This window comes from Pseudomonas shirazensis (genome assembly GCF_014268785.2).
Taxonomy (GTDB): Bacteria; Pseudomonadota; Gammaproteobacteria; order Pseudomonadales; family Pseudomonadaceae; genus Aquipseudomonas; species Aquipseudomonas shirazensis.
Window position 1 is genome coordinate 1,408,704 of record NZ_JABWRD020000001.1, and the last position, 12,141, is coordinate 1,420,844.

At 62.5% G+C, this 12,141-nt stretch carries 14 protein-coding genes and 1 pseudogene; 7 read left to right on the plus strand and 8 right to left on the minus strand.

The window, feature by feature from the left end; genetic code table 11:
• Positions 1-83: 83 nt before the first annotated feature.
• The 4 genes from HU736_RS06085 to HU736_RS06095 all read right to left on the minus strand — a co-directional run bounded on the left by HU736_RS06085 (position 84) and on the right by HU736_RS06095 (position 2,236).
• Complete coding sequence (locus tag HU736_RS06085) at positions 84-581, minus strand: GNAT family N-acetyltransferase (protein ID WP_186700920.1); 498 nt, start codon at positions 579-581, stop codon at positions 84-86.
• 76 nt (positions 582-657) lie between these two features.
• Positions 658-1,653: a B12-binding domain-containing radical SAM protein gene (locus HU736_RS06090; protein ID WP_225912982.1), complete on the minus strand. Its 996-nt coding sequence runs from the start codon at positions 1,651-1,653 to the stop codon at positions 658-660.
• Between the two features lie 8 nt (positions 1,654-1,661).
• Positions 1,662-2,048 (minus strand): hypothetical protein, encoded by a 387-nt coding sequence (locus HU736_RS21795; protein WP_225912983.1) that lies wholly within the window; start codon positions 2,046-2,048, stop codon positions 1,662-1,664.
• A complete protein-coding gene (locus tag HU736_RS06095; protein ID WP_103437619.1) occupies positions 2,045-2,236 on the minus strand; it encodes a hypothetical protein in 192 nt (63 codons plus the stop codon). The genes HU736_RS21795 and HU736_RS06095 overlap by 4 nt, the downstream gene beginning before the upstream one ends.
• Before the next feature lie 179 nt (positions 2,237-2,415).
• Here HU736_RS06095 and HU736_RS06100 point away from each other — a divergent pair, with 179 nt between their 5' ends.
• From HU736_RS06100 to HU736_RS06130, 7 genes are all read left to right on the plus strand, one after another.
• Positions 2,416-2,883 (plus strand): hypothetical protein, encoded by a 468-nt coding sequence (locus tag HU736_RS06100; RefSeq protein WP_186700919.1) that lies wholly within the window; start codon positions 2,416-2,418, stop codon positions 2,881-2,883.
• 77 nt (positions 2,884-2,960) lie between these two features.
• Positions 2,961-4,556 (plus strand): sensor domain-containing diguanylate cyclase, encoded by a 1,596-nt coding sequence (locus HU736_RS06105; protein ID WP_186700918.1) that lies wholly within the window; start codon positions 2,961-2,963, stop codon positions 4,554-4,556.
• Between the two features lie 61 nt (positions 4,557-4,617).
• Positions 4,618-5,649: an apurinic/apyrimidinic endonuclease family protein gene (locus HU736_RS06110; protein ID WP_186701006.1), complete on the plus strand. Its 1,032-nt coding sequence runs from the start codon at positions 4,618-4,620 to the stop codon at positions 5,647-5,649.
• Between the two features lie 84 nt (positions 5,650-5,733).
• Entirely contained in the window at positions 5,734-6,135 is a 402-nt protein-coding gene (locus HU736_RS06115) for a hypothetical protein (RefSeq protein WP_103437623.1), read from the plus strand.
• A gap of 196 nt (positions 6,136-6,331) precedes the next feature.
• Positions 6,332-7,105 (plus strand): ParA family protein, encoded by a 774-nt coding sequence (locus HU736_RS06120; RefSeq protein WP_186700917.1) that lies wholly within the window; start codon positions 6,332-6,334, stop codon positions 7,103-7,105.
• Positions 7,106-7,177: 72 nt separating this feature from the next.
• Positions 7,178-7,585, plus strand: coding sequence for a DUF2946 family protein (locus HU736_RS06125; protein WP_186700916.1), 408 nt, complete (start codon positions 7,178-7,180; stop codon positions 7,583-7,585).
• A 66-nt stretch (positions 7,586-7,651) separates the two neighbouring features.
• Entirely contained in the window at positions 7,652-9,802 is a 2,151-nt protein-coding gene (locus tag HU736_RS06130; RefSeq protein WP_186700915.1) for a TonB-dependent receptor, read from the plus strand.
• Between the two features lie 63 nt (positions 9,803-9,865).
• Here the strand turns inward: HU736_RS06130 and HU736_RS06135 are convergent.
• The 4 genes and pseudogenes from HU736_RS06135 to HU736_RS06150 all read right to left on the minus strand — a co-directional run.
• Positions 9,866-10,060: pseudogene (locus HU736_RS06135) on the minus strand (class I SAM-dependent methyltransferase); the annotation flags it as partial.
• 28 nt (positions 10,061-10,088) lie between these two features.
• Positions 10,089-10,826 carry an amino acid ABC transporter ATP-binding protein gene (locus HU736_RS06140; RefSeq protein WP_103437627.1) on the minus strand — a complete coding sequence of 246 codons (738 nt, stop codon included), beginning with the start codon at positions 10,824-10,826 and terminating at the stop codon, positions 10,089-10,091.
• The gene (locus HU736_RS06145; protein ID WP_186701005.1) at positions 10,813-11,463 is read right to left on the minus strand and encodes an amino acid ABC transporter permease; all 651 of its coding nucleotides are present in this window, start codon (positions 11,461-11,463) and stop codon (positions 10,813-10,815) included. The genes HU736_RS06140 and HU736_RS06145 overlap by 14 nt, the downstream gene beginning before the upstream one ends.
• Positions 11,460-12,125 (minus strand): amino acid ABC transporter permease, encoded by a 666-nt coding sequence (locus HU736_RS06150; protein ID WP_103437629.1) that lies wholly within the window; start codon positions 12,123-12,125, stop codon positions 11,460-11,462. Before HU736_RS06150 ends, HU736_RS06145 begins: the two co-directional genes overlap by 4 nt.
• Between the last annotated feature and the right edge of the window lie 16 nt (positions 12,126-12,141).

Sequence of the window (12,141 nt, forward strand, 5' to 3'; positions counted from 1 at the left end):
TACCTCAGTCGGTTCGCCAAACGGTCACTGCAACCTGCCGACGGCGCCGCCTTAGCTCACCCCACAAAATGCCTTCTCACCCCCTACACCAGCAGCAACTGCATATGCGTCGTTTGCCATACAGGGTCCTGTTCAATATCGGTGATGACAAACCCTTGCCGCTCCCAGAAGCGAATCGCACCTGGCAGAAACGGATGCGTATGCAGATACAAACATTCGATTCCAGCAGCCTTGGCCCGCAACCGCAGCTCTGCAAACAGCGCTGCGGCCAGACCACAGCGGCGGTACTCGGGCAAAACGAACAGCCGCACCACTTCCACCACAGTGAAGTCGTGATAATTCAGCTGGCTGAAGCGGTGGTCGTAAGGCAGGTAGCCGATGGCTGCGACCAGCCGGCCGTTGTCGCGCGCGGTCAAGAAACAGCCGCCACCTTGCAGGTAGGTGTCGCTGAACCGGGCAAGGTCAGCCGGCAACGGCGCATCAGCCAGCAGCGCAAACAGCTCCCGACGCGAGTCGTTGACGAACGCGACCACCTCGTCGATGGCATCGGCGGCTACCGAAGTGATGATCCAGTCTGTCATTGCGCTCAAGCCTTGAAGCGAGGTGAAAGCCAACTTCTACCCGATCGCCAGCCCGTGCGCAATTGCACGGGCGCGCTCAAGCTGACTGACGAAACGGCAAGCGCTGCGGATCACAGTCCGCAACGTCGCGGCGAAACTGTTCATCGCTGTAGTCACGTGGGTAGTAAGAGAACCGCTTGAGGTCGAAGTAGTCGTCCTGCGTCATGTAGCGCCTGGACAAGCGAATACTCTCGATCTCGGCCTGCTCGTGATTGATCTCGGCGCTGAGGTGGACCTGGGTGACGCCACGTTCTTCAGCACTGGATACCTCCACCGGGCGTGCGCCAAACTCAGCTAGTTCGCCCAGAAACTCCTCACTATGACTGGGCGGCCCATAGACCACGACCGGGCCAACCGACACGCCCTTGAGGTATTGCGCGTGGGCATCCAGCCAGCGCTGTGTTTCATCGAGCGTCTGCGCGGTTTCGCCGCCATACAAGAGCACGTTGACCTTGACCCAGATGCCATGACTGGCGCAGGTCTCGAGCAACTTGGATGCGGCATCGAGGTAGCGCTGTGGCTTGTCAGCCTTCTGCATCCGCTCCAGCTGCAGCAGCGAGGCAGACTCGAGCCCCAGATCAATCACCTTCATGCCTGCCGCCACCAGGCCTGGCACGGCGTTGGGTTTGACGCTGTCGACCCGGCTCTCGCAGCGCCAGGCGATGTTGATACCGGCAGCCTGTATCGCATTGGCCAGCTCATCGGCCCATTTGCGTTTGGGCACCAGATAGGATGACTGGAAGTATGGCCGCACCGACTGATCGCCATACACGTCGATCAACGTGTGCAGTTCTTTGACGATCCGCGCCGGCGTCTTCAAGTCGGTCAAAGGCATTGCCCGCTCTTCACAAAATGCGCAACCGCGGCCACAACCGCGCGAGGTTTCAACGCTGGGCTGATAGCGCTGGAAGTTCTCGACCAGACTGTGATCGAGACCGCAGTGTGCAGGGGCCTGCCACTGCCCACTAAAACCGAGCAAGTGCGCCATTGCATCTTCGCCCGCGCCTTGGACAATCAGGTCGACGTGCGGCATGCGCTCCTTCAGCCACGCCTTGTCCGGGTTGGTGACCCAACGCCCGCCGAGGAGATGCGGATCCGCGGGTCGAGCGCCTTGACCGCAGCGCAGAAACGCTGGGCCCACTCCAACGCGTAGAAACTTGGCATCGACAGCATCACCTGAGTCGCCAGGCGCAACCGCCCTTGCTGGTGCAAGCGCGCGACCAACTGCTCAGGGTTTTCGTGCTCACCATGCACCAGCGCTGTCTCGATGCCGTTGAGGCTGCACAGCGAGGCCAATCCCAGTGCGCCGTAGTTCAGGTACAACTGTCGGCGCGCCAGGGGGTGATCGCGCTTTTTTGGCTGGAGCAAACCCGCCGAGACGAACAACACCGGCGCAAGGCCACCAGAGCGGGCAATCAATCCACTCATTGCTCGGCTCCGCAGCCTTCGCAGACCTGCTCGGCCTGCACCTCGGCCGGCCCTTCGACTGCCACGATAAGCGCTTCCTCACCGGCCAACCGATCGCGGCGGATGCATTCGTCGCAAAGGGTTACCCGTGGGTACTGCTCGGCAGTCCGCTCCGCCAGCATGTCGCCCTGAATCACGCAGATATTCATATCGCTCCCCCGCCCACACAAATCGAGGGGGTATTGAGATGCAGCTGGGCAGCCGCTGTCAAAAACGATGTGTTTACTTTCCTGACATCTGTGCAGGCCGTTTCCCACGCAGCGCAACTGCCACGCAGGCCTTGGAAAAACGGTAAACTTGCCACCCCACCGTGCCCAAGGGCTGCTCGATGAATCGCTTGCTCAACCTGCTGCTGCCCGTGTTCTTGCTCGGCGCCCTCGCTGCCTGCGACCAGCAGCCCAGCCGCGAACAACAGATCCTCGCCAAGCTGCCCTTGCAAGCCGCCTACGAGCACAACATCGGCAGGATGGCCTCACTGCTGGCCATGGACCACCCGCAGGTCCCCGAAGAGCAGATCAAACAGGTGCTGCGCAAGCACCTCACCGTCGAGGACCAGCGCAACGACCTGTTCAAGCTGTACAGCACAGCCAACTTCAGCGATGCCGAATTCGAGACCATCGTCGAGGCAACGCAGAATCCCGAGACAGCCAAGGCACTCGGCGACACCGAGCAGGGCAAACGCCTCAGCGAGAAGCTCACCGGTCTGATGCGCGCCAGCGCCCAGGACAAAGCGGTGCAGGCCCTCGCCGCGCAACGTATGCAGCAGGTCGAGGACGATCTGCAAGCGCTGCCTTGAACAGCCCGGTTTAGCTGTAGCTGCAATCACGCGAAACGCATAAGGTATTTCGCAGTAACCCGTCAGTGAGGTCAGGATTGCCACACGCCAAGAAAGGACTGCGCCTGGATCTGCGCACACTCATCCTCGTACTGTCGGCGCTGACTGCAGTGACCATGCTGCTGACCAGCTACTTCGCCAGTTACCGAGTACAACGCCAACTGCTGATCGACCACTCTCTGGAAGCCAACCGGGTCTACGCGGCAAAACTTGCAGCAATCACCGATACGTTTCTGGGCAACGCGCTGCAGCAACTGGGCTTCAGTGCCGGGGTGCAGGCGCACAACCTGAACGATGCGCCCTCGCTGCTGGCGGAGACCGAGCGGGTGCTGCAGCAGAGCATCGCCTTCAACTCGACCTTTCTGGTCGACGCCCAGGGGTTTCTGCGCGCCGTTTCGCCCGCGCCACTGCGCCACCTGATCGGCACCCATGTGCAGACGCCAGGCTCGCAAGAGGCCCTGCGCGAACGCCGCCCGCTGGTATCAACACCTTTTCTGTCGGCAGCCAATAACCTGGTGGTGGTGCTGTCACAGCCAATCTTCGATGGGCAAGGCAAATACCTGGGCTATGTCGGCGGCAGCGTGTACCTGCGTGAACGCAACTTTCTCAACAGCATGCTCGGCGAGCACTACTACAAGGATGGTTCGTACCTGTACGTGGTCGACCGCAACCGGCGCCTGCTCTATCACCCGGATCCGGAGCGGGTCGGTACAGTGGTCGAGGGCAATTCCCTGATCGATCAGCTCCCCGCCCTGTCTGAGGGCACACGGCAGATCCATAACAGTGCCGGCGTGGAGATGCTCGCCGGTTTTGCCACCGTGCCCAGCACCGGTTGGGGCGTGATCGCGCAACAACCGCTGAGCCAGACAGTAGCGCCAATGCGTCAGCTGATTCTGAATGTGGTGCTGCTGTCGGCGCCGTTGGCATTGCTTGGTTTTCTCGCCCTGTGGTGGTTTGCCCTGGCCATCACCCGGCCGCTGTGGCAACTGGCGGCGGGCGCGCTGGCGCTGGACCGCCCTGGCACGTCCGAACATCTGCACAAGGTGCGCGCCTGGTACTTCGAAGCGGCCGAGTTGAAGCGCGCTTTGCTGTTTGGCCTCAATCTGCTGCAGGAGCGCATCGGCCGGCTTAACCGGGACGCGCAAACCGACCCCTTGACCGGGCTCGGTAACCGCCGCAGCCTTGAATACAACCTGTCGCTGCTCAAGGCCGAGGAGCGTAACTTCGCCGCTGTCGTGCTCGACATCGATCACTTCAAACGGATCAACGACACTTACGGCCATGCAGTGGGTGATCAGGCCCTGCGCCAGTTGGCCGAGCTGATGCGCAGCTGTTGCCGTGAAGTCGACGTGCTCTGCCGCACCGGTGGCGAGGAGTTCATCATGATCCTGCCTGGCGCCAGCGTGGAGATCGCCACCGTGGTTGCTCAGCGATTGCGCATTTGCGTGCAGGACACACCGCTCGCTGCGGTCGGTGCGATCACCGTGTCGCTGGGCGTGGCCCATTGGCAGTCCAACTCTGGCAGCCTGCCGGCCGAGGTGCTCAGCGAGGCCGACGCTGCGTTGTATGTGGCCAAGCAGAACGGGCGCAATCAGGTCCAGGTCGCGCGCAGTGGCGAGGCGGCGCACAGCTGAGCTGAGCGTTTGCCGCGGCGCTGATGTCCAAGCTGCAGCCCCTATCGATCCGGAGATGACCATGCCCCGTCTGGGCTTTGCCTGTATGTACCGCCACCCGCATCGCAGCCTGTCGATCAAGGAACTGGAGGCCATCGAAAAGGCTTTCAACCCGCGCACCACGACCTTGCGCTGGCTTAACAGCGCCAGCGTCGAAGCCGCTGCGGCAAAGCTGCTGGAGCTGGTCGAACACAATCTCGGTGCCCAGTTGCGCCTGCTGGCGTATGTTGCCGAACTACCGCCAACCCTGCGCATGGTGCGCTTGAGCAGCGACCTGCTGCCGCTCTACAGCCACCCGCAAGTGGCCGAGTTCTACCGTAACCCGACCGTTCAGGCTGACCTGCAGACACGCCTCGGCGCGATTGGAGCGTTTGCCCGCAGCGCGGATATTCGCCTGTCGTTTCATCCCGGCCAGTACTGCGTACTCGGCTCGGACCGCGCCGACGTGGTCGAGAACAGCCTGGCCGAGTTCGAGTACCACGCCGACATGATCCGCATGATGGGCTACGGCCAGCGCTTTCAGGACTTCAAGTGCAACGTGCACATTGCCGGGCGCTTGGGCGCCGCTGGCGTTCGTGCCGTATGGCCGCGGCTGTCGCAGGAGGCGCGCAATGTCATCACCTTCGAGAACGATGAAAAGACCTACGGCGTCGACGATTGCCTGGGCCTGGCCGACCTTGCGCCGGTGGTGCTGGATATCCATCACTGCTGGATTCACGAGAACGACTACATCGCCCATGACGACCCACGGCTGGCGCCGATCATCGCCAGCTGGCGCGGCGTGCGCCCGGTGATGCACTACTCGCAGCCGCCCGAGCGCCTGCAGGAACTGGGCTTTGCCGCCCAGCAGAAGCTGGAGATTCCAGCCTTGCTGGAGCAGGTCAACAAGCGTGATCTGTACCAGCACAGCGAGCGCATGTGGAACGACTGGACCAACCGTTACGCGCTGGGCTTCATGGGCGGCTTCGACATCATGTTCGAGGCCAAGCACAAGAACCTCGCCACCCTCGAGTTCTATCAGCGCTACGTTGATGGCGCTGCCGCCGGCGGTTGATTGGGCACCGTCCGTCAGTTCCGGGGCACCCTCGCCGACGAGGCAAGGCCCAACGCATGTACTCACATGAACGGGAGATACACCATGAAGCGGATGCATGCACTTTGTCTCGCAGTCTGCCTGGGCGCCACCGCGCCACTGGCAATGGCCGCGACCAACATGAATGACAACGACGCGCCAAGCACCCAGACCGGCGGCGCCACCGGCGTTGGCCCGGGCACCATGAACAGCGACGGCACGGGCACCGGCACCATGCAGCGTGACGGCACTGGCACTGGCACCATGAACGGCAGCGGTACCGGTGGCAGCGGCATGGGCGGCAGCACCACTGACAGCGATGACAACCAGGGCGGCACCGGCGGCAGTGGCACCGGCAGCGGCGGCATGGGCGGCTCGGGCAGCGGCACTGGCTCAGGCAGTTCCGGTAGCGGCGGCTCCGGCGGTGCAGGCGGTAGCGGCGCAGGTGGCGGCGGTGGCGGCGGCTAATTCACGGGCCGTCGCACGTTAAACGCCGGCAGGTTCGAATTGCGATTCGAGCCTGCCGGCTTCGTTCAGGATGCGGGTTTCAAGCACCGGGCAAAATGTAACAACCCTTGTCTTAATAATGTCATGTTTACTTCATAGGATTGTCTCTGAACTGCCATCTATGGCCCCACGGCTTATTTCAGGGATGAACCGCAGCATGCGTCGAGTCGTATTCAATCAGAAAGGTGGAGTGGGCAAATCGAGCATTGCCTGCAATCTTGCCGCTGCCAGCGCTGCAGAGGGTTACCGGACACTGCTGGTCGATCTCGATCCCCAGGCCAATGCCACCTACTACCTCACCGGTTTGAGCAACGACCAGATTCCACCCGGCATTGCCGACTTCTTCAGGCAGACCCTCAGTACCAGCCCTGAAGGCAAGAAGAACCGTGTGGCCATCAGCGAGACACGCTACGCCAACCTGCACCTGGTCACTGCCAGCCCTGAGCTGGCCGATTTGCAGACCCGTCTGGAAAGCAAATTCAAGATCAACAAGCTGCGCAAGCTGCTGGTCGCGCTGTCGGAAGATTACGAGCGGATCTATATCGACACCCCGCCTGCGCTGAACTTCTATACCTTCAGCGCCCTGCTCGCCGCCGAGCGCCTGCTGATCCCGTTCGACTGCGACAGCTTCTCGCGCCAGGCGCTGCTCAACGTCATCGCCGAAGTTGAAGAGCTGCGCCACGACCACAATGCCGAACTTACCGTCGAGGGCGTGGTGGTCAATCAGTACGCCGGGCGCACCGCACTGCATCAGACCCTGGTCGAGCAACTGCGCGGTGAAGGCCTGCCGATTCTGCCGGTGTACCTGAGTGCCTCGATCAAGATGCGCGAGTCGCACCAGGCCGCCGTGCCGCTGGTCCATCTGGCGCCCACGCACAAATTGGCCCGCGAGTTCGTCGACCTGCTCGATGTATTGGAACGCGCCGCCTGACACCCAGGTGCGACAATCCACCACAGCCAGTCAGCACTCAGGCGATGCTGAGCTGATGGTAGATTCACCGCCATGAAAATCCCCCGCCAGAGCCGTGCGCTGACTGCCTGGGCGCTGTATGCCAGCGTCCTCTTCAGCCTATTGATCTGCGGCTTGCACCACGGCCAAATGAGCGGCCTGCAACTGTCCGGGCTCAACGGTGGCTTCTGCTCGCTGTCCAGCGAGCACGGGCCGGTGGTCGACCTTGGCGAGTCCAGCGGTGATCAGCACATGGCGCAGCTGGACTGCCCAGTGTGCTCATCGTTTGTTCAAGCGGTGGCACCAAGCAGCACGGGCTGGTGGTTCGAGCGCCTGCGCGGCAGCGCGCCGTCGCCGATGGTCGAGCGCAGCTGGGCCCAACCGCCGCCACGCTATGTGCGCCCTGCCCTCAACCCACGCGCCTCCCCTGCCATCCACGCAACGCCAGCAACCTTCGTCTGAGTCGCCCGGGCCACTTGCCCGCAGGTGTGTGCTCAGCCATGACTTTTGCGTGGAAACCACAACAACATGATCCGCCAGACTTCCCTGGTGCTCCTGGCGAGCACCTGCAGTATCGCCTGGGCCGACCACTCGGCCATCGAACTCTCCGCCACCAGCATCGACGCCAGCCGTGCAGCGCCCTCGGGCGTGCAACTGGACGAGCCGATCCGTACCGGCTCCAAGCTCGGCCTGACCGCGCGGCAAACGCCTGCCTCGGTGAGTGTTTCCGACCGCAGCGTGATCGAACAACGTGGGGCCAAAGACACCCAGGACGTGATCAACGCCATGACCGGTGTAAACGCCTCGGCCAACCCCGGCTACGGCGGCTTTGTCAGCTACCGCGGCTTCACCCAGAACCAGGTCACCCAGCTCTTCAACGGCATCAACCTTGGCTATAGCAGCGCCACTCGCCCGGTGGACGCCTGGGTCATCGACCGCGTCGAACTGATCGGTGGGCCGTCGTCGTTCCTGCATGGTGCCGGTGCAGTCGGCGGCTCGATCAACTACATCAGCAAGCTGGCCAGCCGCGATCAGCAGACCATCGATGGCCGCCTGCGCTATGGCAGCTTCGACGATTCGGAAATCGCTTTCGGTATCAACCAGGCCCTGGCCAGCAACCCGGCCGAGGCTCATCACTTCGTGCGTCTGGATTTCAGCCGCGGCCACAGTAACGGATACATCGACCGCAATGAGCGCGACACCGACAGCCTGGCGTTGTCCTTGCTCAGTGAGCTGACCCCCGACCTCACCCACACGCTGGCCATCGAATACCAGCAGGACAAAGAAGTCAGCCCCTACTGGGGCGCGCCGATCCTGCCGGGGCGCAGCACCATGAAGATCGACAACGGCCGCCGCTTCGAGAACTACAACGTCGCCGACGGCCGCTATGAACAGCGCGTGCGCTGGTTGCGCTCGATGCTCGACTACCAGATCAGCGACGCCACCAGCGTGCACAACACGCTGTACCACTACGACGCCCAACGCGACTACCGCAACCTTGAGCGGTACAGCTACAACGCCGCGAGCAATGTGCAGCGCGGCAGCCCATACCTGCAGCGCCATGAGCAAACGGTACTGGGCGACCGTATCGAACTGCGCCACGCCAACACCCTGCTTGGCCTGTCGAGCCAATGGGCGATGGGCGTGGATTACTCGCGCATGCGCCAGGATCTCTACCCCACTGCGGGCAGCTGGAGCGACGTGGTCGACCCAGACCATTTCGACCCTGGAAGTTTCGGTGATATCCCGGGGGTCAATACCGGCCTGACCCGCCAGCGCCATCACCAGATCGACAATCGCGCAGTGTTCGCTGAAAACCGCCTGCAGTTGACCGATCGCCTGGCCTTGCTCACAGGCCTGCGCTACGATTACCTAGAAATGCAGGTGGACAACTACGGCACGGTTTCGCCCACCAGCCCAGCCTACTTTGAACGCCGTTGGGAATCGCTCAGCGGGCGGGTCGGCTTGACCTACGAGCTGACGCCAAGCGCCAGCGTGTACCTGCAGTACAGCACCGCTGCCGACCTGCCGGCCGGGTCGTTGGCAGCTGCCACCTACTCCAACGTCGGCCTGTTCGATCTGTCCAAGGGCGAGCAGTGGGAAGCCGGCAGCAAGTTCGACTTTCTCGAAGGCCGCGGCGCGGCAACCATTGCGCTGTATCAGATCGTGCGCAAGGACTTTACCGTGCGCGATTCGAGCAACCCCAACCTGACGGTGCAAGCCGGTCAGCAGACCTCACGCGGGATCGAACTGGCTGGGCGTTTTCAAGTCACGCCAACGCTGCTGGCCGAAGCCAACTATGCCTATGTCGATGCGCAGTATGATGAGTTCAACGAGGCCGCCAATGGCATCTCGGTATCGCGTAAAGGCAACGCGCCGGTCAACGTGCCGGCCAATGTCGGCAACCTGTGGCTGACCTACAGCTTCGATACGGCTTGGTCGATGGGCGTTGACGGTCGTTATGTCGGCTCGGTCTACGCCGACAACGCCAACACGTTGAAGGCGCCGGCCTATACCCTGTTCGGTGCATTCGCGCGCTATCAGGTCGACCGGAACACCGCACTGACAGCACGGGTGCGCAACCTGACCGACGAGGTCTACGCCAAGCAGGCATACGGCCTGCAGTACTACATGGGCGCGCCGCGTGCGCTCGAGTTGGCCATGGACGTGCGTTTCTGATGGCTGCCAGTGCGCGCCGGCAGCGGCCATGTAGATCGGGTGTTCACAACTGAACACCAACTGGCCGCCCGGTACCAGTGCCTGGTACAGCGTTGCGATCAGCCGTGGCAAGTCTTCGATATAGTGGAAGGTGAGCGCACTGTAGGCCAGATCGAACCCTGCTGCTGGCAGCGTGAGGCTCTCCAGATCAGCGATGCGGTACTCGATCGCCGGATCATGGGTATCGTGCCGGGCACGCGCGAGCATGTTCTGCGACAGGTCCTAGCTGCTCAGTTGGTCGAGCAGCTCAGGACGCTTGCGCCACCGCACCAATGAAGTTGGCCAGCTCGGCGGTTTGCGGCGCGGCGAACACCTCCCGCGGATTGCCCACTTCATGCACCTTACCCTGGTGCATGAACACCAGCTTGTCGCCCACTTCCCGGGCAAAGCGCATCTCGTGAGTGACCATGATCAGGGTCATGCCCTCCTTGGCCAGCTGGCGTACCACCCCCAACACCTCGGTCACCAGTTCCGGGTCCAATGCCGAAGTGATCTCGTCACACAGCAGCACTTTCGGCGACATCGCCAGCGCACGGGCGATGGCCACCCGCTGTTGCTGGCCACCGGAGAGTTGATCCGGGTAGGCGTTGAATTTCTCGCCCAGGCCGACCCGCGCCAGCATCTGCTCAGCCAGTTGCCGCGCTTCGCCCTTGCTGGTCTTCTTCACCACCTGCGGCGCCAGCATCACGTTCTCGCCGACGCTCAGGTGCGGGAACAGGTTGAACTGCTGAAACACCATGCCCACCTTCTGGCGCAGGCTGCGCAGGTCGGCGCGGGCAGCGTCGAGGTACTCACCGTCGACTTCGATGACGCCGTCACTGATCGACTCCAGGCCGTTGAGGGTGCGCAACAAGGTGCTCTTGCCCGAACCGCTGCGGCCAATGATCGCGACCACTTCGCCCTCTTCGATGCTCAGGTCAACGCCCTTGAGCACGTGGTTGTCGCCGTAATATTTGTGCAGCGCAGACACTCTAAGCAGGGGCATGCAGCCTCCTTTCCAGATAACGGGCGCTCAATGAGAGCGGGTAGCAGAGGATGAAGTAGCCCACGGCGACCAGGCCGTAGGTCAGGAACGGCTCGAAGGTGGCGTTGGCGAGCATGCCGCCGGTCTTGGTCAGTTCGGTGAAGCCGATGATCGACGTGACCGCCGTACCCTTGACCACCTGCACCGAGAAGCCCACTGTCGGCGCGATGGCGATGCGCATGGCCTGCGGCAGGATCACATAGCGCAGTTGCTCCAGTCGGCTCAGCGCCAGACTGCCGGAGGCTTCCCACTGGCCACGGCCGATCGACTCGACACAACCGCGCCAGATCTCGGCAAGGAACGCGCTGGTAAACAGCGTCAGGGCAATTGCTGCTGCCATCCACGCCGAAACGTCGATGCCGAACAGCGCGATGCCGAAGAACACCATGAACAGCTGCATCAGCAATGGCGTGCCCTGGAACAATTCGATATAGCCCCGGGCAAGGCCGCGCAGATAAGGGTTGTCAGAGATCCGCGCGAGCAGCAACAGCAAGCCGGCAACGCCGCCGCAGACAAACGCCACCAGCGACAGCAACAAGGTCCATTGCAAGCCGGCCAGCAGGTTGCGGACGATATCCCACAAGGTGAAGTCCATCAGCGTCTCCCCATCAGCCAGCGCTGGCCGAGCCAGGCCAGCAACTGCCGCACGCCGATGGCCATGAGCAGATACAGCACGGTGGTCAGCAGATAAGTCTCGAACGCGCGGAAATTACGCGATTGAATGAAGTTGGCCGCGAACGACAACTCCTCGGTGGCGATCTGCGAACACACCGCCGAACCGAGCATGACGATCACGATCTGGCTGCTCAGCGCCGGCCAGACCTTGGCCAGTGCCGGCCGCAGAATCACATGTCGAAACGCCTCGAAGCGGCTCATGGCCAACGCTGCAGCCGCTTCCAGCTGGCCCTTGGGGATGGCCATGATGCCGGCGCGGATGATCTCGGTGGAGTACGCGCCGAGGTTGATCACCATCGCCAGCACTGCCGCTTCCCATTCACTCAGGCGCACGCCAAGCGCCGGCAAGCCAAAGAAGATGAAAAACAGCTGGACCAGAAACGGCGTGTTGCGGATCAGCTCCACATACGCCCCGAACACCGCTGAAAACGGCTGCAGGCGCCAGGCCCGGACCACCGCGCCGAGCACGCCGATGGCCAGCCCCAGCACGGTACCGACCACCGTCAGTTGCAGGGTGAACAGCGCGCCCTTGAGGAGCAGGTCAGCCTGGGCCAGCACCGGGGCGAAATCAAATTGATAGGCCATCGAACAGCAACTCCAG